The sequence below is a fragment of the Psychrobacter sp. JCM 18900 genome, assembly GCF_904846625.1.
GTDB lineage: Bacteria > Pseudomonadota > Gammaproteobacteria > Pseudomonadales > Moraxellaceae > Psychrobacter.
Map to the genome: position 1 here is coordinate 149,010 of NZ_CAJHBL010000004.1, position 24,116 is coordinate 173,125.

Genomic DNA, 24,116 nt, shown 5'->3' on the forward strand with positions numbered 1-24,116 from the left:
ATGCCCATCTAATATTTAGACGGGTACTTATTTAGAAGGGCGCTTTTTATTTCTTACATTCGCTATCATCAGTTCTTGTTTTTGATTAGGAAAATAACGGGCAGCGCAACGACATACATCAGCACACCGTACAAAGCAGCAGGCAGCGCGATGACGGGTAGTGTGCTCACACCCATGATGATAGGGGCTAAGGTAATAGCCGTCGTGCTATTTTGGATACTGGTTTCTATCGAGATGGTTTTGGTATCAAACCAGCTGAGCTTTAGGACTCTAGAGATCGAGATGCTAATAGCGAATAAAATAGCAATGATAAAGATCAGCTCTAAACCAATTTGAGTGAACTGTGATTGTAGTAGTTGCCAGTTAGAGGCAATAGCAGCAAAGACGATTAGTACAAAAAACACGCTGGCCAAGCCGTTTAGAAGGCTGCTACGACGTACCATAAAGTCAGTGAATTTGTGGCGAGCAAGCATACCAAGAGATACGGGCAAAGTGGTCAATAAGAACATGACTAGGCCAATCTTTATCGCGCTAATAGAATTTGCCTGATCTTTCATAAAGTGATCAAAAGCCAACGTGATTAAGATAGGTAATGTAATGACCGATAGTATGCTGACCACACCGGTCAACGCGATAGAGAGAGCGACATTTCCTTTGGCATAGTAGGTCAGCATGTTGCTAGTGACGCCACCGGGACAAAAACTAATCAGCATAATCCCAAAAGCAATCGCTGGTGGCGGAGCCGTCACTAACACGACTGCGAGCGCAACCAACGGTACCAACACAACTTGATTGATTAAACCAACAAAGAACGCTTTTGGATATTTGGCAATGACCTTAAAATCACTAAGTTTTAGCCCTGCTCCTAGAGTGAACATAATGTAGGCAAGGGCTAGTGGCAGTAATGCTAGCGCGGTATTATTCATCAAACATTCCTTGTAAAACTAAATGCCATACCAAGATGGCGTTTTGAAAGTAAATAGCAGCGGGGCAACCTTGTCATCAGGCAGCTGCTCACAATCCATGTGTTTAGGTATTCAATCGTCTAGCTAATTAAGGGTCTCAACCACTAAGCTAGATCAAGCCTATCAAATGATAATAGCGGTATTACGCTCGTATAGTAACCCACTTGTCGTGACTATTGAGGTTGGTCGAGGTTGTTGGAAGCTATCGGGAAATGATCAGGCAGTGATTGGGTTGTTTGTGGCTAATGACACTTTGAGCATAATGATAAACGCAGTAAAAAGCCCACAAGATTCTGTGGGCTAAATATTCTAACTGTCTAGTCTATTTATGCTGCACTAGTCATCTAGTAAATCCATTTGCTTAGCGGCTTCATAGATACCGTTTGAGCGGTTACCCGTGCGGCAAAAAATCAGCATTGGCTGTTCAGCTTGATTAAAGAAATCTGCAAACGTTTCGACGTGAGTTTGATTCAGCTCATTACCTGCAAAAGAAATCTCTTTATAAGCAAGTCCAGCTTCTTTGGCTGCTGCTTCGATTTCGGCACTGGTTGGCTGATTTGGCTCTTCACCATCAGGACGGTTATTAATAATGGTTTTGAAACCATTTTCGGCAATCATAGGCACTTGGTCAGGCGTGATTTGTCCGGTAAAGCTAACTTCATGGCTCATAAGAGCTCCTTTTTTTATTGGTGTTGTTGGGTTTATAAAACGTGTTGGTTCGAGCGACGGTTGTTGTTATAACAGACCTTGCATCAATGCGCTTTGGTACAGTAGCTTGGCACGTGCACCAGTGCCACAAAACATTAATATAGGCTTGGGCATTGAGTGATAGAACTCGGCAAACTGCTCGACCGTCAGCATACTTAGGCGCTCATCATCAAACGGTAGATGATGATACGCTAGGTTTGCCTGTTCGGTAGCCGTTGCCAAATCGCAGCTATTAGGCTGTGTTTCAATCTCGGCATCTGGCCGAATGTTAAGCACTGAGCGATAACCAAGCTCAGCAATCTTAACGCATTGGCTTGGGTATATTTGCTTATAAATCGTTAAATTATCGGTCATAAGATAGGTTCAGTTATATTTGTTAAAGTATATTTATTATTGAGGGTTGGGCTAAGAATATCAAAGGACTATAAATCAGCATTTTTTAGGTCGATTTCTAGGTTAATTGATTCCCTATTTAGTGCGTCTAGCATAACACAGGCGCTATCATAGCGATATTGTGTTGTAGACGACAATAGTAATTGAGGTTGAGCGAAAACTAATGTTATAGCGATTTCATTGTAATCAAAATATAGATTATTTTAATGCATCGACAGCATCTAAGGTACTTAGATAGACCTGCCCTGATAGCTCGCTAATCAATGGGGTGTGACCGATGATGTCCATCACAGGACCTTTGATAAAGCTAAAATGCAAGCGCTTATTCTGTAACGCCAACTCATGATTTAAGGTACAAAGCATTTCTTGGGCGGTCAGATCTATATGGTTGACGGCAGCCATAATCAATATAATTTCATTGGCATCGGGATATTGCTGCATGGCATTGAGGATACGTCGATGTACAGATTCACTATTACCAAAGAACAAACTCTCATCGATACGTAACATCAATAAGTTGTCAAAAGTTACGACGTCATGGCGATTGATATTACGAAAATGTCCTGTACCGCCCAACTGTCCAACGACAGCCACGTGCGGCTTACTCGACTGCCAGATGAGACTGGCGAATGACACCATTAGACCAATGACCAGCCCAGTGTTTAGCCCAAATATCAGCACACCGACGAACGCTGCCAAAAAGCTAGCACCATCTAAGCGATCACGCTGCCATGCAGATTTCAACGTCGCGATATCTATCAGGCCAATGATGGAGGCCATGATTGTTGCGCCCAGCAGTGCATAGGGTAGTGGGGCAAGCGCATTGCTAAAGGCTATGAGCGCGGCAATCATTACTAGTACGGTGACGAGACTGGCAAGTGGAGTCTTAGCGCCTGAATCGGCATTGATAGCCGTACGCGAAAATCCACCCGCAACCGAAAAACTTTGGAACAGTCCACCAGACAGATTGGCCAGTCCAAGTCCAGTCAGCTCACGATTGGCATCAAAACTTTCACCACGAAAACGAGCATAGGTACTGGCAACTGAACTGCTCGATACAAATACGATTAGCGCCATCAATCCTGCGGTCGGCAAGAGCTTCAGCGCTTCTTGTAGGTCTGAGATGTGCGGTAACGTAAAGCTCGGTAGCCCTTGGGGAATACGACCGATGGTCGCGACACCATGTGTGCTCCAATGCAGTGCCATACTGAGTACGATAGCAATGCCAAGTAAGATAAGCGGAAATAAGCGTTCTGCCCATTTGGCATATGACGATGATAGCCACGTCTGCCATATCCATTCACTTGCATAGCGATTGGCAACCAATAGCGCAAATGCGGTCACACCAATAGCTAAGGTTAATGGATGCAGCTGGCTGGCATAGCGTTGCAGGGTAGATAGATACCCAATCAAACTATTGCCCGTGACCGGAATGTCGGTCAGATATTTGAGTTGACTGACAAATATAAGGACCGCTGCACCGCTTACAAACCCTGCGGACACGCCGCGGCTGATAAACTGCATGATCCAGCCAAGTTTTAACCTGCCTGCTACCCACAGCAGTGCACCTACCATCAGTGCCAATAGGCTGGCCATTAGTGCGTACTGTTCAGTGCCTTGCTCGGCATAAGGCAGTAAGCCACTGGCGGTCATGATGGCGGTAATGGCAACAGGTCCTACGGCTTGCACGTTGCTAGAGCCGAGCCACGCATAAACGAGGACAGGTACGATCGCTGCATATAAGCCATAGACAGGCGGCAGTCCTGCAAGCACTGCGTAACCTAGGCTCTGCGGTATGACCAACACACCCACCACTATGCCTGCGACGAGATCAGTCGGCAACGCTGAGAGCTGGTATTGACGCAGCCAAGCTGGAATCAGACGAGCGACGATAGAGGACATATCAATCACCACAGTAGATAGTATAAATAATTAGGCGAGGGCGGCGTTATTCTGCTTTGGCACAAAAACGTTGATACAGCAGATCAAGTACAGCTAGCGCATCCTCGCTTGCGATACTATAGTAAATTTGCTTACCTTCGCGGCGTGTGGCGACCAGCTCGTCTTTACGCAATATACCCAGTTGCTGCGATAAGCTCGGCTGTCCAACCCCGACCAAATCCTCAAGCTCACCGACACAATATTCACCTTGGGTCAATTGACAGAGAAGAAGTAGGCGATCAGGGTGCGATAGCGACTTTAATAGTTGGCTGGCTTGTAGCGATGCTTGCTGCATTTGCTTGGCAAGATCGGCAGGTACTAAATCTGCAGTATCAGATGACACATCGTCAGTGGTACTGCGATTAAGTGTACCTTCGGCTGAAATAGAAGTAGTCAGAACAAATTCCTTACATTAGAGGGTAACAAATGCCATGATGTTTTGAACAATATATAGTTGATTATCAATGATATCACGCCACATAGCAAGTTATCATTAATTACATTATATAAATTGATAAATTGTATAGTGGTTGTTATATTGGTGGCATCAGATAAGTCGTAGGAACGCATTATATACGACTGAATATCATACTTAAGGGTTAATTAAAGATAAAAATCCTTATGACCAAAATATGTATAAATAACTTATGTATAAATAATTAAAGAGGCCGCCATGCAAGTTCATTCTTTTTTAGATAGCGATACAGAAACCTATACCCACGTACTTGCTGATACTGAGCAAAAATTATGTGCCATTGTCGATCCTGTATTGAACTTCGATGCTAAGTCAGGCCGAACCAATACTAGCAGTGTCGATGAAGTGATTGAGTTTGTACGTGAGCAGGATTGGACGCTCAAGTACATTATTGAAACCCATGCGCATGCAGATCATTTGTCAGCGGCCATTCATGTAAAAGAAAGCCTTGGCGGACAGTTAGTCATCGGTCAGCATATCACCGAAGTACAAAAAATCTTTAAGCAAATTTTCAACTTTGACACCAGTTTCCGCACTGATGCCAGTCAGTTTGATATCTTGACAGACGAAGGCGAGACCTTAGAGCTTGGCAACATTACTATCACTGCGATGTATGTACCCGGTCATACACGTGCCGATATGGCCTATCTAGCCGCTGATAATGAGAAAACAGTGGTATTCGTTGGAGATACATTGTTCGCACCTGATGTCGGTACAGCGCGCTGTGATTTTCCTGGTGGCGATGCCAAAACGCTTTATCAGTCTATTCAGAAGCTGCTAGCACTTCCTGAAGATACGGTCATGTATCTGTGTCATGATTATCCGAGCAAAGGTCGTCAGCATTGCCCAACGACAACAGTAGCCGCGCAAAAACTAGAGAATATCCATGTCAAAGACAGTATCAACGAAGCAGAGTTTGTGCAGATGCGTGAGCGCCGTGATGCGACTTTAGATATGCCTCGCCTTATCATTCCTGCTGTACAAATCAATATCGATGCCGGACATTTCCCTGAGCCAGAAGACAACGGTACGCGTTATCTGAAAGTCCCGATCAATGTCCTCGGTGGATAAGTTAAACAGTGTAATAACTGAAAGTCATTACCTGATGCAGCTCTACGTAAGTATCGTATGATTGATATCTATAAGAATGCTAACCTGTAGACTGTCCGTTTTTAGATACTGTGTATGACCAACTGCAAGCGCTAAGTGCGGCAATAACTGGAGAGAGCAATGAACCCTTACGAGCGCTATGTGTTGCCAAAGATGATAGATGTTGCCTGTAGTACGGGTAATGTGATGAAAGCGCGTTCCAAAATTGTTCCGCAAGCGCTCGGTAAGGTGTTGGAGATTGGCATTGGTAGCGGTCTGAATTTACAGTTTTATGATGCTAATAAAGTCTCCTCTATCATCGGTGTGGATCCAGCGGCTCAAATGCAGTCGCTGGCTCGTGAGCGTGCGGCTGGCATTGGCATTCCGGTTGAAGTGATAGCTGTCGATGTACAAGGTATCCATGCCGATACGGATCAATTTGATACGATTGTGATGACTTTTACCTTGTGCAGTATTGATGATCCAGTAGCGGCGCTTCGAGAAATGGCACGCGTGTTAAAACCTAACGGTCGCTTACTATTTTGTGAGCATGGACTGGCACCAGACTCTTCTGTTGAGCGTTGGCAGCATCGATTGACACCTTTTTGGAAGCCTATAGCAGGTGGGTGTCATTTAGATCGCGATATTCCAGCACTTATCAGAGAAGGTGGGTTTGCTATTGATGAGTTGAGCGAAGCGTATTTGCCCGGCCCAAGACCAATGAGCTATGTGTATAGCGGTGTGGCACAGCAACTCGCATAAAGGATAAGCCCAATTAACTATGCTAAAATTATTTACCAATCAACGCGACGAGACTATAACTACAGCAAGCAACGTAACCAGCTTTTATATAAAAGCGTTCATGAACAGTATTTTAAATAACAAAATAATTAGAATAGGAATTAAATAATGAGTGAGCAAAGTTTTCATCTAGTATGTCCACATTGCCAAGCAACCAACCGTGTACCTGCTGCACGACTAAGCGCTGCGCCAAAATGCGGTAAATGTGGCCAGCCATTATTGACTGCCAGTCCACATGAGCTAAATGCGCAAACAGCCAATAAGGTTATCCAAAAGAACGATGTGCTGACTATCGTGGATTTTTGGGCGAGTTGGTGTCAGCCTTGTATTATGATGGCGCCAGAGTTCAAGAGCGCTGCTAGTCAATTGCCACAAGTAGTCTTTGCTAAAATGCAAACGGATAAATACGAGCAGGCAGCCGCTCCTTACAATATTCGCAGCTTGCCAACGATGGTTGCTTTTAGAAATGGTAAAGAAGTCGCACGTCAATCAGGTGCGCTACCAAGTCATCAAATCATCCAGTGGGTGCAAAGCTTACAGTCTTAGTATTAGTCAGGCTAGATTACTTTTTCTCCAAGCTATTTATCCAAATACTTATGTTTTCTTATAAAAAACCGTAGCAATAAAAAAGCCAATACGCGATCTGCATATTGGCTTCTTGCTATTTCATGTACTACTTTACGGTGTCATGTACTATTTTACGGTGTCATGTACTATTTTAGCCGTGTAGATAGCTTTGCACTTTCTTAAGCTTATTCACCATAAATCTTGATGCCATTGGCAAAGCTACAACGCTGAATGCGCGCCGACTGGACAATTGCATCACGCTCACCATAGAGCCGCGATAATTTTGCATCGCGTGCTTTGGTATTGTTGCTCTTGCCTAGACCAAAGCTGATATTCGGCGAAATACCCCAGCGTCCTGCAGAGACGCCTACACCGACGCCTGATGCCGATAGCGTAGATTGCTCGTTGCGAGCCGCTTCGACATAGCGGTTGACGCGAGTGTACTCTTGGCTAAGGGCTTGGCAATTATAATTTTGATACGTACTTGGTGGTACATATTGCGGGGTGATGTTACCAGTAGAGGCACAGCCTGAGAGCGCAAAAATGCCAGCTAGTAGTGTCGCTGTCGTAAACGTTTTCATAATGGCTCCAGTGGCTAAGTGATTGTATTTATATCTATTTAAGATAGCAAAAATAGCGCAATTAAGATATTGAAAATCCATCGATGATGAAAAATTTTCGCATCGTATCATCAAAATATCGACAGCTTTCTAAAATGGTTGCTTATTAAAACAGAAAATCGCTTATTAAAATAAGTTTGCGGGTTTGGCAAAGGCAAGTATGACGATCCCGATATAGGCAACGGCAGCAATAAGGATACCTGTTTTTCTTTGCACAGGTGTCGCATCAACCTTAAACGCTTTAATGCTTGAGCTAATAGCAGCGATAAGTAAGATGATTTTGGCAAACACCCACTGTATAGGAGCGTTGGCACCCATCAATTGCATTAGCATCATCGCACCTGACAAGATAAGCAGGGCATAGATAATATGCGTGGCTATTTTGACTGCTCGTGGTGCGCGTCTATCTGCGCTGAGTACTAAGTAGCTTTGATATAAAAATAGCGCAACAGTCAGTGCTGCCATCAGCATATGTAGATGTTTCATTGAATATTGCTCCCTCTAAAACTGCAGTATATAGGCTAATTTAAAATATGTAGTTGCGAGTCAAACATAATCGGCTATTTGTTTTGACCAGCACATAATGGACTCGCAGGGCTTTGACCTTGCCATTCTGTCGGAGTATAGGCATGGATGGCGAGAGCATGTACTTGGCCGCCTTGTGAAGTGAGTAAAGGCGTGACTAGGCCATATATCAGCTGATGACGCCCGACCAGTCGTTTGCCGTCAAATGCATCGCTAACGATAGTGAGCTTAAAGTGGCTTTCTTTACCTTCAAAATAACCGGCATGCGACATCGATTCATTGATCAGTTCGATGTGCTGCGGCGCAAGTGCCTGTAATTCGGCATGAAGTGCGTCGGCAGTAGGTGTGATACTCATAACAATCCTTCAATGTATTTTGTGCAATTTGATTGAGCAATCTGCAAACAATATTTATCGGTATTATAACAGACACGGTAAGTGGGATAGAGTGTGATTGCCAAATCGACCAATTGCAAACACTGCCTATTAAAATGCTTATCAACTGCAATGCTTGCCAATTATAACGCCTGCAATGTCTGGCTATAACTAAAAAAGCAAAGCACAACGCTTTGGCTGTACTTTGCTTCTATGATATCTAAACACGCACTGATAAAGCGTAAAGGTAGCTAATTAGCGGCGCGACTGTTGATATAGAGGCGTAACTTTTGGCATCAATGACTGTAACTCTGCAATACGGCTGCTACTGGTTGGGTGAGTGCTAAGGAATTGTGGTGGCTCACCTTGGCTGGCTTTTTGCATTTTTTGCCAAAGCGTAACAGCCGCCTGAGGGTTATAACCTGCACGTGCCATCAGCTCAAGACCGATCTGATCGGCTTCGCTTTCTTGAGTGCGACTATGGGGTAGGCTCAAGCCTAAATTACCCGCAGTACCAGCTAGCTCAGCCTGTCCTTGTGATAAGCCAAATATACTAGCAGCCAGACCGATACCAGTTTGGGTCGCATACTCGCGTGACAGACGCTCGCGTGAATGCTCACGTAATGCATGAGAGATTTCATGACCCATGATGGCAGCAATCTCATCATCAGTGAGATTCAAGCGATCGATGATGCCTGAATAAAACATGATCTTACCACCCGGCACCACAAATGCATTTAGATCGTTAGACTTAATGGTGTGTACTTCCCATTGCCACTTGGCTGCATCTGCGCGATAGACGCTAACTTGACCAACCAAACGGTTCGCAATATTTTTTAAGCGGTTTAGCTGAGCGGTATTGGTATCTAGCACACCTTTTGATTTAGCGTCTTGTATTGTTTTGGCATAGCTTTGGGCAGACAGTGCCAATACTTGCTCACTAGACACTAATAGCAATTGCTGACGATCAACACCAACCGCGCCAGTACTGGTAGTGCTGGTACAACCAGTTAAGGTCAGTGCTGACAACGAAGCGGCCATCACTGTCGTGGTTAATAACTTCTTCATAAAATATCCTCTCTATAAAATGGAAAAACCTACAAACGAACAAAGGGTAAAGCAGTGTCGTAGATTGTAAAGGGGGCTTTATTGACCTCTTATTAGGGTTTACTCATCTACTCTAATGGTAAAATTCTACCTGAACTGCAATCAGACATAAGTATAATAATGTTAACCACCTAAAACCAAGATAGGAAAAGTAACAATAAAGCGTATGATTGTAAGTGTGATATCTTTTTATTAGAGTAAAAATAGTAAGTTTTTCTTTTATCGATTGTCTTATGACCACTATGAAGCTAAAGGAAGTAGAGCTCAGACTTAAAGTTCTATAATTAATGTGAAATATTTTTAATTTAATTAAAATTAATTCCTGTTTTTAAATCAATTGCTTATGTTAATTTTTTCGATAAAAAGGACGTTTAGCTAAAAATATTAGAAATAAATTCTAAAAAAGGTGTTGACACCCACAGAATATTTGCTAAAATAGCCAGCCTATCGAGACGGAGTAGTTGTTAACAACGCTACGGATTGATGCTAAGCGGGAATAGCTCAGTGGTAGAGCATAACCTTGCCAAGGTTGGGGTCGAGAGTTCGAATCTCTTTTCCCGCTCCAAATATGGCTTGAAAAAGCGCAAAAAGCCTCACTTCACAGTGAGGCTTTTTTTTATGTGTAAAATCTGTCCTAAGTCAGCTAATAGCGAAAACATAGAAATCAAAAACTAAAGCTAACTATCAGCAAGACAGAGATTATCGATATTGAAGAATAGATGCGCACCCCCGAATACCTGAACGAATTAAACCTATAGCAACATAAGGGCATCCAATGCCACCAAAACCCCTCACATTAATCAGTGCCAAGCTCGCCTTTATCATATCCGCCATCGTCATCGGTATCATGGGCATCACCATGATTGGTTTTGGCTGGGTGCCGCACCTGTCTCTTATATTGGCTATCTGTGTGCTACTGGCTATCGGTATGTATAAAGGACTCAGCTTTGATGACATGCAGGCACAAATGGCCTCAGGTGTCATGCGCGGTATTGGTGCCATCTATTTATTCTTCTTTATTGGACTCATGGTTGCGGCTCTGATGATGTCAGGAGCGATTCCCACACTGATGTATGTAGGCTTTCAGCTGATATCACCTGAGTATTATTATATCTCTGCCTTTATCTTAACCTCTATTATTGGTATTGCTTTGGGTAGTAGTTTGACGACTGCAGCAACTCTGGGCATGGCGTTTATCGGTATGAGTAATGCCTTTGATGCCAATGTGGCAATAGCAGCAGGGGCTGTGGTATCAGGGGCATTCTTTGGTGATAAGATGTCGCCCTTATCTGATACTTGTACGATTGCGTCCTCTGTCGTTGGTATCGATCTGTTTGAGCATATTCGCAATATGATGTATACAACCGTACCTGCGTGGATACTGACAGTGATACTGTTTTGGATGTTCTCAGGACAGACGACCAGTGCTGATCTGAGTCAAGTGACAATATTGCAAGGACAACTGATAGACAGTGGTCTGGTACATGGGTATTCGGTACTGCCGTTTGTGGTATTGGTTGGGTTAGCACTGTTTCGGGTTAATGCGATTTATACGATTATCTGTACCATTGCCGCGGCACTGATTATTACTTATATCCATAGTTCACCAAGCTTTGGTCAATTGGGTGGTTACTTGTTTGCAGGCTATGCCCCTGCTGAGTCATTAGAGCTAGGGGAGGTAGGTAGTATGCTGTCGCGCGGCGGTGTACAGAGTATGTTCTTTACGCAGGCAATTGTGATACTGGCATTAAGCTTAGGTGGGTTATTAACGGCACTGGGTATTCTGCCAGCACTGCTATCTGGTATTAAAGACACACTGACGACATCAGGACGAGCGATATTCGCCGCAGCGATGTCGGCACTGAGCATTAACGTGCTAATCGGTGAGCAGTATTTGAGTATTCTATTATCAGGTACGGCCTTTCGATCGACGTTTGAGCGTCTACACTTACATCCTAAGAATTTGTCGCGGACAATTGAGGATGCGGGAACGGTAATTAATCCATTAGTGCCGTGGAGTGTGTGCGGGGTATTTATCAGTCAGGCATTAGGGGTGCCGGTATTGGATTACTTGCCTTATGCATTCTTCTGTTATTTGTCACTGCTATTGACGCTGCTATTCGGGTTTACGGGGCTGACGATTAGTCGGATTAAAGAAGGGAAGGTGACCCAAAATCAATAGCAATTGATATCGTTAGGAATAACAGAAACATGGGCTAATACTGATCCCAGTACGGATTGTCACCGAATTGCTCGGCAATAAAATCAATCAAGTAACGACAACGCTGCGACAAAAAACGATTTTTTGGATAAACAGCATAAGCGGTTAGGGTTGGCAATTGATAGTGTTGGAAGACAGGTACAAGCTCGCCCAGCGCCAGTTGTTTATAAGCTATAAAGGTTGGCACAAAGGTAATGCCATGGCCTTTGACTGCCAAATCCACTAAGAACTCACCATTGGTGGCTTTGATTTTGGCATCTATCGTACGATGATGACTTCTGCCTTCAGTATCCACCAAGTTTATACTATTGGTTTGACCGAGACTGTATTGCAACAGCGCATGGTTGTCTAAATCGTCTAGCGTTTCAGGCGTGCCCATTCTTGCTAAGTAATCGGGACTGGCGCAAATCACACAACGAATCAATGCAAGCTGCTTGGCTTGATAGCTAGAATCTTGTAACTCGCCGATTCGAATAGCCAGCTCATAACCTTCTTCAATCAAATCGATACGTCGGTCAGAAAAATCCAGATCGAATCTCAGATTGGGATGTTTATTGGCGTATTTATCAATCACATCGTTCAGATGCATGAGTCCAAAGGACAACGGCGCTGTCATTTTTAGCGTACCTTCAATACGCATGGGAGCGTCAGTAGCATGCTCATTGACAGCGTCAACCGCACGCAAGATATTGTTCACTTGCTGATAATACTGCTCACCAGCTTGCGTCAATTTAGATTGGCGGGTAGTACGGCTGATTAATTGACTGCCTAAACGCTCTTCCAATTCTTTAAGTCGGCGACTGACGGCTGATTTTGCAATATTTAACTGCTCAGCAGCCTTGGTAATACTACCTGCCTCAACAATGCGTACAAACATCGCCATGTCTTCTAATTGACCCATTATCGATGCCTCATGATTGTTCTTACATCAAGAACTTATATTTGTGATTATTGCTGTTTATCCCATGCTAGTCAACGCCTATAATCGCGCTATTCTCTACTTAGAGACATGATCAAACACACTTTTGGAGTATCATTATGGACAAATTACAGCAATTTAGCGCACCGCTCGGACGTTTATTATTATCAATCATTTTCATCTTTGCAGGCATTGGTAAAATCACAGATTATGCGACTACTCAAGGCTATATGGAGTCAGTAGGTGTGCCTGGTATGTTACTACCATTGGTAATCGCGTTTGAGGTACTAGGTGGTATCGCTATCTTGCTAGGTTATAAAGCTCGCCCAATCGCTTTCTTGTTTGCTGGGTTTAGCATCGTGTCAGCTGTTCTTTTTCATCAGTTCTGGACTGACGAATCACAGATGATCTCATTTATGAAAAATATTTCAATCGCCGGTGGGTTTTTGATGATTTTTGCTCATGGTGCGGGTGCTTACTCAATAGACAATAAGCGATAAACAATCAGTAGCTGATCTACCTCTTATACGCTTACGAAGAACAATCATAAAGGGGTAGTTTCAAATAAAGAGCGTCATAAATATTTTCACAGGAAATCTCAACAGCAGACAGTTTTTTATATAAGAATAACTTAAAGTAATTTATATAAAGTTAGCTTTGCTAATATATGTAAAAAATCTATACTACGTTAAAACCGCTATGATTGTTCTATAAAACAGAATAGTTAATTGCATTTAGTGTTGTTTATCTATGTAGAATTAATAATTATAATAAGCCCATTGTTTAAATATATTAATCGATAATAAGTATATAGAGAATTAATATGTTGATAGCTAAGGACGAATTATGAAAACAATCTATCATGCAGCAGACTCACGTGGCGATGCCAATCATGGCTGGCTTAAAAGCAGACATACCTTTAGCTTTGCCAATTATCATAATCCTGAGCGTATGGGGTTTGGTGCTTTACGCGTCATCAATGATGATTTCGTCATTGGCGGTCAGGGGTTTGGCAATCACTCGCACCGTAACATGGAGATTATCAGTATTCCTCTATCCGGCAAGCTCGCTCACGGCGACAGTATCGGCAACGAGGGCGTCATAGAAACTGGTGAAATTCAAGTAATGTCAGCGGGTACAGGCATTACCCATAGTGAAATGAATGGTGACGATGCAGAGGCTGTGAGGTTTTTGCAAATTTGGGTGATACCAAACAAAATGGATGTCGCACCGCGTTATCAGCAAGTGCATATGGGCGATATCATGCGACCTAACGAGTTTAGCCAAGTGCTATCACCTAATGCCAATGATGCAGGGGTTTGGATTCATCAAGATGCTTGGTTTAGCATGGGTAGTTTTGACGAAGGTATATCGCAAACTTATCAGTTAAATAATCCTAACAACGGTGTCTACGTATTTGTCATCAGTGGTGAGGTCGTGATAAATGGCCAAGTCCTGTCTACTCGTGACGGCCTTGGCATTTGGGATACTCAGAGCTTTACGATGGACGCAACAGTAGCTAGCCGTGTGCTAGTGATGGAAGTACCGCTATTTATGTAGTCATCGGATAGCAAAGTGCTTTATCAATTAAAGTACTCATACCAATAAATATTAACGCTAAAAATTACTCTTATTAATAACTATTTTACTAATAACCTGGAGAAACACTATGTCAGATTTAACAACACTACAGCAGCTAGCAGAGAAACGTCGTTCTATCTATGCGCTAAGCAACCAACTGCCAGTAGCTAAGGACGAAATCGTGAAAATAGTTGAGCATGCTATTTTGCACACGCCATCGTCGTTTAACTCGCAATCAACGCGCATCGTTGTATTGTTCGGCGATGACCATCTTAAATTGTGGGATATGACCGAAGATACATTACGCGAAATCGTTGGTGACGAAGAGAAGTTCAAATCGACCAAAGAGCGTGTCAATGGTTTCCGTAACGGTGCTGGTACGGTGCTGTTTTTTGAAGATCAAGCAGTCGTCAGAGGCATGCAAGAAGCCGCGCCACTATATGCTGACAACTTCCCAATTTGGGCAAGTCAAACCAGCGCCATGCATCAGTATGTTATCTGGACGGCACTAGCCAGTATCGATGTTGGCGCAAACTTACAGCATTACAATCCAGTAATCGATCAAAAAGTAGCTAGCGCTTGGGATATCGACAAAGACTGGACGCTAAATGCACAATTGGTATTTGGAACGATTGAGCAGCCAGCGGGCGAAAAAGCATTTAAGCCAGTCGAAGAGCGTATGAAAGTTTTTAGTGCTTAATATAAGTTAGTTTATTCTATTTTATATAGTCCTGAAAGCTTACGTAAAACAAAAAGCGCCACTCAGTAATCTCTGGGTGGCGTTTTTTTATTGATGATATTCTTTTGTTGAGGGTGAGAATTGTATAGGTTGTTGAGTAGCCTAAAGCTAAGCTAAATTCCTGCAGAAATTACGCAGAGATTGACAACTATTTACGTTGCATCAAGCTGTTAGCTACCCATGCTGGACCGATTAATAAGAACTGTAGATCCTTAAAGAAAGAAGGTTTTTTGCCTTCGATTTTATGACCAATGAACTGGCCAATCCAAGCAACGATAAATACCGCTGCCCACGCTTTAAAGCCCCATGGCATCGCTGCCATCACTGACAGACAGATAAGAATAAACATCCCCATCGCTAAAAAAAGTGGCGTAGATAAGCGCATATAAAACAGTAATACCAATGCGCTTAGTACCAAGGTAAACCACACAGATAGCGACATGCCCATACCTAACAGGCTGACAAAGATGGTTGGCACACATAGCCAATGGATTTTTTTATTGACCAAGTTTTGATGACTGACTGAGTACTCACTAAGCCATTGCTCTAGCGTACGTTTGGACATTTTTGGTTGTCGAGACATACTAACCTCCCTGTTAGTAAATAAGATAAGTAACTCATACTAGCTAATGGGCTCGCTACTGATCTCAGTATAAAGATGATTGTTAACATCAGTTGTAGCACTAATTGCGCCTGTCTACCATGTTATCTGATAGACGGCACAGTCAAGTTCACTCGTACTATTGATACTATATCAGCAAGATTTTATTCAAATTCCCAAGGGGTTTTTCTATAGGAGACGCATTATCCCTGCTCGCTACGATGCCATTCATACAGGCCGATAAAGGCGTTTACTTGATACACCATAGTCTGAATAGCAAAGATATAGTTGCCAGACATCAGATTCACGATGAGCCAGACAAAGTTGACGATAATCCATAACCACCAGTTAAATGAATAACGCAAAATCATAGCTGCCTGAGCGGTGATGGACAGCACAAAGGCAATGACGTTAATCCAAAAGAAAGAGATAAATCCCAAAAACAGACTACTATCATCCTCTACGACCGCATAGCCGTAGCTCGCTAATAAATCATTTACCGTAGGGAACAGTGCAAGTCCAACGATAATGAAGGTAGCGGTAATCAACCAAACAGCTTTACTTGCTGACTTGGGTATCATGTCGCCATCAGGATCGGTGTGCTTCGACCAATAAAAAATACCGTAAACATGGGTAAAAAAGTTAAATAATGGAGCAAGCATCAAACCAACTGCGCCAGACGTTGCCTGTACGATGACTTCGCCTGCGGTTGCCCCCATACCAAAGCCATTGCCCATGACGTTTTTGCGGAATGATAGCGAGACTACGCAAACCAAACCAATGAACGAGACCGCCAAGTAAAACCAATCAAGCGTGGTATGGTCTGTCGTGAGCCAAAAACCTGCGGATAAGGCAATAACACCGCAAATAAACCAAATGATAATCCATTGCATCGCCCATTTTCCGGTGATGTTGTCCAATAGCTGAATACGCATCGCTTTTCCCCTAAAGTGAATACTGATATCAATATAGTGCTAACTGTCATGTATTAGTTAAATAAAGTGTGCTAGTTAAATAACATGTGCTAATTGAATAAATTATTATAAATATGCTCAGTACAGTTTATGATTTTTTGCCATAGATATATTGATCAATCAATAACAATGCTTGCTGATAGCGAGCATCATAGTCGGGCTGATCGATCATATGCGGCGTAATATCATGACGTGCGAAAATATCTATCAAACGCTGCTCAAAGCGTCCACGCGCTTCAGGCGTACCCAAAGATCGCATACCATCATCAACCCATGGCGTATTGTTATCTAGCATGATGGTATGGTCTAAGCGAAACTCATCAATACAAGCAGCCACAAAAGGGTGCGTGCGACCCTCATACTCTTCACAAAATGCTTGCGTAGTGACAAAGTCAGTATCAACGATGGTAATAGGGGCCGTTGCATTCGCTTTAGCTTCTCGGATTGCCTCAGCGTGATCAAGACAAATAGGGCCATAATCACTATATTGCAGGCCAACCTCGCTACCACCCAAATCTGTACCGACATACAAACGACCCATTTCTAGGGCAAAGCTGGCACCATAATAATTGGCAAGCTTATGGACTAGCGTTGTCTTACCTGAGCTTTCACCGCCGACGATAGCAACAGTCTTAGTATAGTCGACGCGCGCTTGCGGATGAAGTGCTGACCAATGGGCAACGGGATCACGCGCAATCGCATAAGAGTCAAACTCGGGCTGTAGCGGCGTAGTAACGACTGGCAAAAGCAGCTGCTCTTGTATGTTATTGCGGGTGAGCGGATGGTTTTCCGCCATAAACAATACAGTCTCTGCTGATAGTGATAGTGCGTCCATTAAGCGTTGCAATTTGGCATTACTAGCAGCGACATCGATACTAATATCATCACTGGCACTATACAAATGTTCGTGCAGCGGTAGCTCAATCTCATGAGTAGTATGAATATGGATAAATGGCAAGTCGGCACAGGCCATCTGTAGCCAACGCGCCTTGTCTTGTAAGGTAATGGTAAAATCAGGATGCGGCGATGGATGCGCCATAATAACGATATGCAAGGTTTTGGCTTGTCCTGCTGCATCCAATATGCTGCGCATCTGTCCTAAATGTAGGGGTTCAAAATGTCCAATCATCAATCCAGTTTCGTACATAGTTATCCTTATTATTTTTTTATTCTAATCTTAGGGCGTGTCCTCAATTCAATCGATAGTCATCTAAATGGGCTAAAAACAGCTAAATCTTGCCAAACAGCGTCAAATAGCTGACTAATATCTCGATATTATCTGCGCTATTTTCCTTGTTTGACTGCAATTTATCTCATTTTTATCACCATTTTTAAAATGAGGACACGCCCTAGTGTTCCATGTCTATTCCAAAAAATATGGCTGATGCTGTCTAAGTTAAATGATCCAAACTAGACATCTATCAAGATCCAAATCAGAAGTCTATTAAGAATCGTAATACCAACCATGTTCTTTACTTCTAATGCTCTTCGTAAAGGTGTTTTTAAATAACAGTTGAGCAGTGTTATAACTTTCATCATAGAACGTCTGAAAACTTAAGTTGCTTATCAGCATGGTATAAAGCTTTTGGAGTATTTGCAGGTGGGTTATTGTAAAAATAAGGTATATCGCACGTACACGGAATCGCACGTTTTTTGATTGAGAATTTCTTAAATGAGCAAAATTGGTTAGTTAAAAGATTATTCAGACTATCAAAAGTTTAACTAAATTTTAGCGTTATGAAGCGAGCTTATCTCTTTGATTAAATTAAAAATAACAAGATATGTAAAGCTGGATTGCAAGGTTATAGCAACAAAGATAGTTTTGAAACATTTTGAAATAACTATTTAAAATCAGGGGTTTGCATGATGTTATGACAGGTTAGGGTAAGCTTGAGTAGCATAAACTCACAAAGTACTGCTATACCTTCAACAGATAGATCCTGAATTATTGATATACTGATTCGTAAGTTAGCAAAGCAAGATAATGTTTTAGCTAAATACGTAAGACAATCAGAAAAATAGAATAAAAAAATAAACAAGAATAGAAAATAGAGAGGTATTTGATTTGGCTAAGTTAGCAAAATTACATCGCTCACCAAACAATCGCATGATAGCAGGTGTGATGGGTGGCATTGCAGAATATGCTGGTTGGTCGCCAACATGGGTGAGAGTATTATTTGTCATTATCTCATCGTTAAGCGCAGCAGTACCAGGCATTTTGATTTATATCATCCTATGGATAATTATGCCAAAAGCCAATAGTCAGTCTTATCAATAATAGGAGCCTGATAATTATTTTTAAAATTAGCTTTTTTAGAATTAGGTTTTCTGAACTAATTAAAGAGCCAAGTTTAAGTTAGACGTAGTTGCTAAAAATAGTAGACCTCCAAAAAATAAAAAGCCTGATCAATCAGGATGCCCAAGATACAATTTTCCTCCTGCCCGAATGCTAGCGCATTTGGGTATTTTTTTATTTATTGTATTAGTACTACTTCCATGATGATTTGCCTGAAAATACGCTATACAACCGAGTTTTTGTGCCCACTATGCAAATTTAGTTGATGTAAATATGGATAAAATAGTCAATTTTTAGTAAGGTGAGCAGGCAGATAGAGTCGTTGCCGAATAGGTCGCGCGTGCGCTATCAGAGATTTATTTAATAATATTCATTTCACAGTGGCTTTACTATGAAAACCGAAACTATGACATCCCAAGCGATAACCCCGATGACACAAGATAAAGACTCTCAACCGATGACTTTTCAAGATTTAATTTTAACTTTGCAAAATTATTGGGCCGATAAAGGCTGCGTTGTATTGCAGCCCTACGACATGGAAGTCGGTGCAGGTACTTTTCATACCGCGACGTTTTTGCGCTCGTTAGGTCCTGAGCGTTGGAATGCGGCTTATGTACAGCCATCACGTCGTCCTACTGACGGGCGCTATGGTGATAACCCGAACCGTTTGCAGCATTATTATCAGTTCCAAGTCGTATTAAAGCCGAATCCACCGAACATTCAAGAGCTGTATTTGGACTCACTACGAGCCATTGGTATTGATCCATTGGTGCATGATGTGCGCTTTGTAGAAGACAACTGGGAATCGCCAACGCTTGGTGCGTGGGGATTGGGCTGGGAGATTTGGCTAAACGGTATGGAAGTCACGCAGTTCACCTACTTCCAGCAGGTCGGCGGTATTGAATGTTTCCCAGTCACTGGTGAAATCACGTACGGACTTGAGCGCTTAGCCATGTATGTACAGGGCGTCGATAGTGTTTATGACTTAGTCTGGGCAGATGGTGAGTTTGGCCGTGTGACTTATGGCGATGTCTTTCATCAAAACGAAGTCGAGCAGTCTACCTACAACTTTGAGCACGCTGATGTGCCGATGATGGGCGAGATGTTTGATTTTTATGAGCAACAAGCCGACAAATTGGTCGATGCAGGATTGCCATTGCCAGCTTATGAGATGGTATTAAAAGCATCACATGCGTTTAACTTGCTTGATGCACGCGGCGCTATTTCAGTGACTGAGCGTCAGCGTTTTATCCTACGTGTGCGTACGCTTGCTCGTAAGGTTGCTTTTGGTTATGTCGAAGCTCGTGCCAAATTGGGCTTCCCGTTGGCTGATGAAGAGCATCGCCAAGCCGCACTTGATAAGTATTTGCCAAAAGAAGACGTGGCAGCAGACAGCTTAGCAGCAGACAACTCAGCAAAAGAAACTACCGACACTAACCAATCTACTAACGATAAATAGGAGCATCCCATGAGTACTATTCTATTTGAACTGGGGTGTGAAGAGCTACCTCCAAAGAGCCTAAAACCATTACGTGATGCGCTACAAGCCAGTGTTACTGAGCAATTAACTGCAGCAGATATTACTTTTGATAGCATCAAAGCCTTTGCTGCTCCGCGCCGTTTGGCAATTCAGATTCAAGGTATTAGCGATAAGCAGCCGGATCGTACTGAGCAAAAACGCGGACCAGCGATTAAGGCGGCGTTCGATGCAGAGGGTAACCCAACACGTGCGGCGATGGGTTTTGCCAAAGGTTTGGGTATTGAAGCTAGCGAGCTTACGACGATTAATACCGATAAAGGTGACTATGTCGGTTTTGAGCAGACTATCCGTGGTCAAGCGACCACTGAGCTACTGCCTGCTATTTTCCAAACCGCGCTAGATAATTTGCCGATTGCTAAGCGTATGCGCTCAGGCGCTAGCCGTAACGAGTTTGTGCGTCCAGTACAGTGGGCAGTATTGATGCAGGACGATACTGTCATTGATGCCACTATCCAAGGTCATCAGACTGGTACGCAAACGCGTGGTCATCGCTTCCACAGCCCTGACTACCATAATATTGCTCATGCTAATGATTATGAGCAATTGCTAGATGGTCTAAAAGTAGTGGCAGATTTTGATAAGCGTCAAATGCTGATCAAAAACCAAGTCAAAGCTTTGGCAGATGAAGTCAATTCTGATGCCATCGTACCGCAAGACTTATTAAACGAAGTCACTGCATTGGTCGATTTTCCAATTGCGCTACGAGCGAGCTTTGAAGCGCGCTTTTTACAAGTACCGCAAGAAGCACTTATCTCGACCATGCAAGCGGATCAAAAGTATTTTTGCTTGACGGATAAGACTGGCAAATTGCAGCCGTATTTCATTTTTATTACCAATATTGAATCAAAAGATCCTAACCAGATTATTGAAGGTAATGAAAAAGTTGTACGTCCACGTTTGGCTGATGCAGAGTTTTTCTTCTTACAAGATCAAAAGCAGCCATTGTTTGCACTCACAGAAAGCCTAAAAAATCGCGTATTCCAAGATAAATTGGGTACGATTTGGGAGAAGTCTGAGCGTATTGCTAAGCTTGCTGCGTTTATCGCCACGTTGATGCAGCAGCAAGGCCACGATGTCAATGTTGATGAAACCGTACGTGCGGGTATTTTATCTAAAGCAGATTTAGCCAGCTCGCTCGTCGGCGAGTACCCTGAATTACAAGGTATCGCAGGTACTTATTATGCACGTTTGAATGATGAGCCAGAAGCGGTCGCTGCCAGTTTAGAAGAGCAGTATCTGCCGAAATTCAGCGGTGATGTATTACCACAAACACCGATTGGTATTTGCCTAGCATTGGCGGATCGTTTGGACACATTGGTTGGTATTTTTGCGATTGACCAAGCACCGACGGGTTCAAAGGATCCGTTTAGCTTACGTCGTTCTGCTATTGGTATCTTACGTATTTTGATCGAAAAGCAGTTGCCGATTAATCTGGTAGCGCTCGTTGAGCAAGCGATTAAAGGCTATAGCGATGCTGAAGGTAGCAAGATTGCCAAAATGGGTGATACTTTTACCCAAGTCATGGCATTCCTAAACTCGCGCTATCGTGCGATGTATACAGAGCAGGGCGTTAGCGTCGATACGATTCAAGCAGTGCAAGCGATTAACCCGCATATGCCGCTTGATTTTGATCAGCGTATCCGTGCAGTGCAAGCATTTAGCGAGCTGTCACAAGCGTCGATGTTGGCTGATTCAAACAAACGTGTTGCTAACATATTGGCCAAGTCAGAAGTGAGCGTGGCTGATACAGTCGATGAGGCACTACTGTCTGAACCTGCTGAGCAAAATTTATATGCAAATGTGCAGCAAGCACAGACAGTGGTACAACCATTGCTGGAGCAAGCGGACTATACGCAAGTATTGCAAACGCTGGCTAGCCTAGATGAGCCGCTGACACAGTTCTTTGATCAAGTAATGGTCAACAGTGAAGATGCTGCGCTTAAAAACAATCGCTTGGCATTGCTAAAACAGGTTCGCGCCTTGTTCTTGACGGTAGCTGATATCAGCGAGCTACAGCTGTAATCCTGCTAAAAGCTGATTGTTGTTTTGACTTGACTGTTACTTTTGATAAAAAACCTGGCTTATCGTGGCCAGGTTTTTTGTTATATAGTTGACTGATTTACTCGTACAGTTAATGAATGGATATAACCAGTCAGTTAGCGCAATTAGCAATTAAACGGTAAAGGCATTGTATTGTCGCTATTATTGACGGTAAAATTTATGCTATCAAAACGTCTTAAATAATCTTATTTAATAGATTTCGTTATTTCTCACGTTTACCCGTAATCGAAGGAGCACTGCCGTGTTTGCTGTTATTATTGTCATCCTTATTATTTGGGCTTCAATGTGGGCTTTTTATAAGTTTATGTACCCGCGTGCACCTAAGAGTATGATGCCAAAAGAAGGGGATGTGACCACTCCGCGTCAGTGCAATTTCTGTGGCAACAGCTTGGCTGAATATCGCGGCGTACTCGAAACCAAACCAAGTACAGCTACCGATGGCAACGTTGAAGCGAACCAAGAGTTATTCTTTTGCAATTATGAGCATCAGGCAGACTTTCACGCAGGCAAGACCTACACGCCTTATGCATAATTAGATAAATGATTGACCAAAAAAAGCGCCTAACTTTATTAGCTAGGCGCTTATGAGTTTAATACAGTACGATGTATCTACAGAATAGAATGAGCATCTTTCATGATTTTATTCAGCAATGCCTCAGACTGTTTGTCTTTCTGCAAACGATCTTCAGCACTTCTTTGATTGGCATGGATTTTTTCATATAGGTTCAAGCAGCACAGTACCAGTATGCTTTCTTGACTGAGGCTTGGCGCATCTCTTTTTAGATCGAGCGCATAGTTGTTGATATACGAAACCGCTGACAGTAGCTCTTCTTGCTCATGTACTGGACAAAAGATTGGATAAGTAACCCCAGCAATCGCAATATCGACTTTCTTGATTTGTGGTTCTGGCGCTTTAGGTGTTTTGGTATTAGATTGTGCCATGGCGCTTGATATATTTGATGCTGCTGGTGCTGTTTTTTGCGCTGGCGCACTTGTTACTGGTGCACTTGGCGCTTGAGTATTTTTTGATTGTTTTTCTATCGATTTGCTTTGGTCATCGGTCATGATAAATCCTACAATGTCTGGTCAGTGAAATGAGTGATATCAGATTTTACAAATAGCATTTGGCAGTTGAATAAACAGTACGTCTTTGCTATCTGCTACAAGAATGCGTTAGCCTTCTGCTTGATCGATACGAGTTAGGCGTTGTAATACGACTTGCGTACGCTCGGCTGCCAATTGGTTCTTCTTTTGTAGTTCACTGTTTTGTTGTTTGATATCGCTATACTGCTGCTTTAGCTCATTATTGTGTTGTTGCAGCTCGCTGTTTTGTTGTTGTAATTGGCTGATTTGTTTTTGCAGTTTGTCTTGTTCTTCACCGATCATATGGTGCGCTTCTGCAAGACTCTGATAGCGCTTATCGAGATCGTTCAGTTGTTTTTTGGCACCGTCACGTTCGTTATGGCTGTTGTCTAATTGGGTTTTTAGTGCGGCAAATTCTTTTGAATCAGTAACAGGGTGTTGTTTTAAGCTGCTAAGTTCAGCACTGACAAGCTGATACTGTTTTTTGATGTCGAGTACCATTTTTTCTAATATTCTAAGTTGATCATACATAGTCA

Annotated in this window: 26 protein-coding genes and 1 tRNA gene; 12 read left to right on the plus strand and 15 right to left on the minus strand. The window is 42.8% G+C overall.

The window, feature by feature from the left end; translation table 11 throughout:
- Positions 1-68 precede the first annotated feature (68 nt).
- From JMX96_RS08900 to JMX96_RS08920, 5 genes are all read right to left on the minus strand, one after another.
- Positions 69-926, minus strand: a complete 858-nt coding sequence (locus JMX96_RS08900) for a bile acid:sodium symporter family protein (RefSeq protein ID WP_160022401.1) — start codon at positions 924-926, stop codon at positions 69-71.
- Positions 927-1,301: 375 nt separating this feature from the next.
- Positions 1,302-1,634 (minus strand): TIGR01244 family sulfur transferase, encoded by a 333-nt coding sequence (locus JMX96_RS08905; RefSeq protein WP_057761521.1) that lies wholly within the window; start codon positions 1,632-1,634, stop codon positions 1,302-1,304.
- Positions 1,635-1,700: 66 nt separating this feature from the next.
- Positions 1,701-2,027 carry a beta-lactamase hydrolase domain-containing protein gene (locus tag JMX96_RS08910; RefSeq protein WP_201568719.1) on the minus strand — a complete coding sequence of 109 codons (327 nt, stop codon included), beginning with the start codon at positions 2,025-2,027 and terminating at the stop codon, positions 1,701-1,703.
- Positions 2,028-2,264: 237 nt separating this feature from the next.
- Positions 2,265-3,968, minus strand: a complete 1,704-nt coding sequence (locus JMX96_RS08915; RefSeq protein WP_201568720.1) for a SulP family inorganic anion transporter — start codon at positions 3,966-3,968, stop codon at positions 2,265-2,267.
- Between the two features lie 46 nt (positions 3,969-4,014).
- A complete protein-coding gene (locus JMX96_RS08920; protein WP_238052827.1) occupies positions 4,015-4,350 on the minus strand; it encodes an ArsR/SmtB family transcription factor in 336 nt (111 codons plus the stop codon).
- Positions 4,351-4,680: 330 nt separating this feature from the next.
- On the opposite strand from JMX96_RS08920, the gene JMX96_RS08925 reads away from it, so the two are divergent.
- The 3 genes from JMX96_RS08925 (at position 4,681) to trxC (ending at position 6,918) form a co-directional block, all read left to right on the plus strand.
- On the plus strand, positions 4,681-5,553 hold the full coding sequence (locus JMX96_RS08925; protein WP_201568721.1) for an MBL fold metallo-hydrolase: 873 nt from the start codon (positions 4,681-4,683) through the stop codon (positions 5,551-5,553).
- Between the two features lie 159 nt (positions 5,554-5,712).
- The gene (locus JMX96_RS08930; RefSeq protein WP_201568722.1) at positions 5,713-6,333 is read left to right on the plus strand and encodes a class I SAM-dependent methyltransferase; all 621 of its coding nucleotides are present in this window, start codon (positions 5,713-5,715) and stop codon (positions 6,331-6,333) included.
- 147 nt (positions 6,334-6,480) lie between these two features.
- Entirely contained in the window at positions 6,481-6,918 is a 438-nt protein-coding gene (gene trxC / locus JMX96_RS08935) for a thioredoxin TrxC (protein WP_201568723.1), read from the plus strand.
- 206 nt (positions 6,919-7,124) lie between these two features.
- On the opposite strand, the gene JMX96_RS08940 is transcribed toward trxC, so the two are convergent.
- The 4 genes from JMX96_RS08940 to JMX96_RS08955 all read right to left on the minus strand — a co-directional run bounded on the left by JMX96_RS08940 (position 7,125) and on the right by JMX96_RS08955 (position 9,526).
- Complete coding sequence (locus JMX96_RS08940) at positions 7,125-7,520, minus strand: hypothetical protein (protein WP_057761508.1); 396 nt, start codon at positions 7,518-7,520, stop codon at positions 7,125-7,127.
- Positions 7,521-7,685: 165 nt separating this feature from the next.
- Positions 7,686-8,045, minus strand: coding sequence for a SirB2 family protein (locus JMX96_RS08945; protein WP_201568724.1), 360 nt, complete (start codon positions 8,043-8,045; stop codon positions 7,686-7,688).
- A 74-nt stretch (positions 8,046-8,119) separates the two neighbouring features.
- Positions 8,120-8,440 carry a BolA family protein gene (locus tag JMX96_RS08950; RefSeq protein ID WP_201568725.1) on the minus strand — a complete coding sequence of 107 codons (321 nt, stop codon included), beginning with the start codon at positions 8,438-8,440 and terminating at the stop codon, positions 8,120-8,122.
- A 273-nt stretch (positions 8,441-8,713) separates the two neighbouring features.
- Positions 8,714-9,526: a M48 family metallopeptidase gene (locus tag JMX96_RS08955; RefSeq protein ID WP_201568726.1), complete on the minus strand. Its 813-nt coding sequence runs from the start codon at positions 9,524-9,526 to the stop codon at positions 8,714-8,716.
- A gap of 529 nt (positions 9,527-10,055) precedes the next feature.
- Here JMX96_RS08955 and JMX96_RS08960 point away from each other — a divergent pair.
- Positions 10,056-10,130 (plus strand) — tRNA-Gly (locus JMX96_RS08960).
- Positions 10,131-10,340: 210 nt separating this feature from the next.
- A complete protein-coding gene (locus JMX96_RS08965) occupies positions 10,341-11,747 on the plus strand; it encodes a Na+/H+ antiporter NhaC family protein (protein WP_201568727.1) in 1,407 nt (468 codons plus the stop codon).
- A 34-nt stretch (positions 11,748-11,781) separates the two neighbouring features.
- On the opposite strand, the gene JMX96_RS08970 is transcribed toward JMX96_RS08965, so the two are convergent.
- Positions 11,782-12,687 (minus strand): LysR family transcriptional regulator, encoded by a 906-nt coding sequence (locus JMX96_RS08970; protein ID WP_201568728.1) that lies wholly within the window; start codon positions 12,685-12,687, stop codon positions 11,782-11,784.
- 137 nt (positions 12,688-12,824) lie between these two features.
- Here JMX96_RS08970 and JMX96_RS08975 point away from each other — a divergent pair, with 137 nt between their 5' ends.
- The 3 genes from JMX96_RS08975 to JMX96_RS08985 all read left to right on the plus strand — a co-directional run bounded on the left by JMX96_RS08975 (position 12,825) and on the right by JMX96_RS08985 (position 14,986).
- The gene (locus tag JMX96_RS08975) at positions 12,825-13,205 is read left to right on the plus strand and encodes a DoxX family protein (RefSeq protein ID WP_201568729.1); all 381 of its coding nucleotides are present in this window, start codon (positions 12,825-12,827) and stop codon (positions 13,203-13,205) included.
- Positions 13,206-13,551: 346 nt separating this feature from the next.
- A complete protein-coding gene (locus tag JMX96_RS08980; RefSeq protein WP_201568730.1) occupies positions 13,552-14,265 on the plus strand; it encodes a pirin family protein in 714 nt (237 codons plus the stop codon).
- Between the two features lie 109 nt (positions 14,266-14,374).
- Positions 14,375-14,986, plus strand: a complete 612-nt coding sequence (locus JMX96_RS08985) for a nitroreductase family protein (RefSeq protein WP_201568731.1) — start codon at positions 14,375-14,377, stop codon at positions 14,984-14,986.
- Positions 14,987-15,173: 187 nt separating this feature from the next.
- Here JMX96_RS08985 and JMX96_RS08990 read toward each other — a convergent pair whose 3' ends face one another.
- The 3 genes from JMX96_RS08990 to nadR all read right to left on the minus strand — a co-directional run bounded on the left by JMX96_RS08990 (position 15,174) and on the right by nadR (position 17,747).
- Positions 15,174-15,608: a DUF962 domain-containing protein gene (locus JMX96_RS08990; RefSeq protein WP_057761491.1), complete on the minus strand. Its 435-nt coding sequence runs from the start codon at positions 15,606-15,608 to the stop codon at positions 15,174-15,176.
- A gap of 221 nt (positions 15,609-15,829) precedes the next feature.
- Positions 15,830-16,561, minus strand: a complete 732-nt coding sequence (gene pnuC, locus JMX96_RS08995; RefSeq protein WP_201568732.1) for a nicotinamide riboside transporter PnuC — start codon at positions 16,559-16,561, stop codon at positions 15,830-15,832.
- A gap of 127 nt (positions 16,562-16,688) precedes the next feature.
- Positions 16,689-17,747, minus strand: a complete 1,059-nt coding sequence (gene nadR / locus JMX96_RS09000) for a multifunctional transcriptional regulator/nicotinamide-nucleotide adenylyltransferase/ribosylnicotinamide kinase NadR (protein ID WP_201568733.1) — start codon at positions 17,745-17,747, stop codon at positions 16,689-16,691.
- Between the two features lie 918 nt (positions 17,748-18,665).
- On the opposite strand from nadR, the gene JMX96_RS09005 reads away from it, so the two are divergent.
- From JMX96_RS09005 to JMX96_RS09020, 4 genes are all read left to right on the plus strand, one after another.
- Complete coding sequence (locus JMX96_RS09005) at positions 18,666-18,878, plus strand: PspC domain-containing protein (protein WP_057761485.1); 213 nt, start codon at positions 18,666-18,668, stop codon at positions 18,876-18,878.
- Positions 18,879-19,353: 475 nt separating this feature from the next.
- Positions 19,354-20,355, plus strand: coding sequence for a glycine--tRNA ligase subunit alpha (glyQ, locus tag JMX96_RS09010; RefSeq protein WP_102092582.1), 1,002 nt, complete (start codon positions 19,354-19,356; stop codon positions 20,353-20,355).
- Positions 20,356-20,364: 9 nt separating this feature from the next.
- On the plus strand, positions 20,365-22,458 hold the full coding sequence (gene glyS, locus JMX96_RS09015; protein WP_201568734.1) for a glycine--tRNA ligase subunit beta: 2,094 nt from the start codon (positions 20,365-20,367) through the stop codon (positions 22,456-22,458).
- 280 nt (positions 22,459-22,738) lie between these two features.
- Entirely contained in the window at positions 22,739-23,029 is a 291-nt protein-coding gene (locus JMX96_RS09020) for a hypothetical protein (RefSeq protein ID WP_224737782.1), read from the plus strand.
- Positions 23,030-23,106: 77 nt separating this feature from the next.
- On the opposite strand, the gene JMX96_RS09025 is transcribed toward JMX96_RS09020, so the two are convergent.
- Both JMX96_RS09025 and JMX96_RS09030 read right to left on the minus strand, forming a co-directional pair.
- Entirely contained in the window at positions 23,107-23,562 is a 456-nt protein-coding gene (locus JMX96_RS09025) for a cell division protein ZapA (RefSeq protein ID WP_201568735.1), read from the minus strand.
- Positions 23,563-23,670: 108 nt separating this feature from the next.
- Positions 23,671-24,111 (minus strand): hypothetical protein, encoded by a 441-nt coding sequence (locus JMX96_RS09030; RefSeq protein ID WP_201568736.1) that lies wholly within the window; start codon positions 24,109-24,111, stop codon positions 23,671-23,673.
- Positions 24,112-24,116: the final 5 nt, after the last annotated feature.

Coding starts and splice junctions, on each gene's coding strand:
- JMX96_RS08910 (WP_201568719.1), bottom strand. CDS start 2,027: ATGACCGATAATTTAACGATTTATAAGCAAATATACCCAAGCCAATGC.
- JMX96_RS08940 (WP_057761508.1), bottom strand. CDS start 7,520: ATGAAAACGTTTACGACAGCGACACTACTAGCTGGCATTTTTGCGCTC.
- trxC (WP_201568723.1), top strand. CDS start 6,481: ATGAGTGAGCAAAGTTTTCATCTAGTATGTCCACATTGCCAAGCAACC.
- nadR (WP_201568733.1), bottom strand. CDS start 17,747: ATGTACGAAACTGGATTGATGATTGGACATTTTGAACCCCTACATTTA.
- JMX96_RS08955 (WP_201568726.1), bottom strand. CDS start 9,526: ATGAAGAAGTTATTAACCACGACAGTGATGGCCGCTTCGTTGTCAGCA.
- JMX96_RS08975 (WP_201568729.1), top strand. CDS start 12,825: ATGGACAAATTACAGCAATTTAGCGCACCGCTCGGACGTTTATTATTA.
- JMX96_RS08950 (WP_201568725.1), bottom strand. CDS start 8,440: ATGAGTATCACACCTACTGCCGACGCACTTCATGCCGAATTACAGGCA.
- JMX96_RS08970 (WP_201568728.1), bottom strand. CDS start 12,687: ATGGGTCAATTAGAAGACATGGCGATGTTTGTACGCATTGTTGAGGCA.
- JMX96_RS09025 (WP_201568735.1), bottom strand. CDS start 23,562: ATGACCGATGACCAAAGCAAATCGATAGAAAAACAATCAAAAAATACT.
- JMX96_RS08985 (WP_201568731.1), top strand. CDS start 14,375: ATGTCAGATTTAACAACACTACAGCAGCTAGCAGAGAAACGTCGTTCT.
- JMX96_RS08905 (WP_057761521.1), bottom strand. CDS start 1,634: ATGAGCCATGAAGTTAGCTTTACCGGACAAATCACGCCTGACCAAGTG.
- JMX96_RS08945 (WP_201568724.1), bottom strand. CDS start 8,045: ATGAAACATCTACATATGCTGATGGCAGCACTGACTGTTGCGCTATTT.
- JMX96_RS09030 (WP_201568736.1), bottom strand. CDS start 24,111: ATGTATGATCAACTTAGAATATTAGAAAAAATGGTACTCGACATCAAA.
- JMX96_RS08900 (WP_160022401.1), bottom strand. CDS start 926: ATGAATAATACCGCGCTAGCATTACTGCCACTAGCCCTTGCCTACATT.
- JMX96_RS08965 (WP_201568727.1), top strand. CDS start 10,341: ATGCCACCAAAACCCCTCACATTAATCAGTGCCAAGCTCGCCTTTATC.
- pnuC (WP_201568732.1), bottom strand. CDS start 16,561: ATGCGTATTCAGCTATTGGACAACATCACCGGAAAATGGGCGATGCAA.
- JMX96_RS08980 (WP_201568730.1), top strand. CDS start 13,552: ATGAAAACAATCTATCATGCAGCAGACTCACGTGGCGATGCCAATCAT.
- JMX96_RS08915 (WP_201568720.1), bottom strand. CDS start 3,968: ATGTCCTCTATCGTCGCTCGTCTGATTCCAGCTTGGCTGCGTCAATAC.
- JMX96_RS08990 (WP_057761491.1), bottom strand. CDS start 15,608: ATGTCTCGACAACCAAAAATGTCCAAACGTACGCTAGAGCAATGGCTT.
- glyS (WP_201568734.1), top strand. CDS start 20,365: ATGAGTACTATTCTATTTGAACTGGGGTGTGAAGAGCTACCTCCAAAG.
- JMX96_RS08930 (WP_201568722.1), top strand. CDS start 5,713: ATGAACCCTTACGAGCGCTATGTGTTGCCAAAGATGATAGATGTTGCC.
- JMX96_RS08925 (WP_201568721.1), top strand. CDS start 4,681: ATGCAAGTTCATTCTTTTTTAGATAGCGATACAGAAACCTATACCCAC.
- glyQ (WP_102092582.1), top strand. CDS start 19,354: ATGACTTTTCAAGATTTAATTTTAACTTTGCAAAATTATTGGGCCGAT.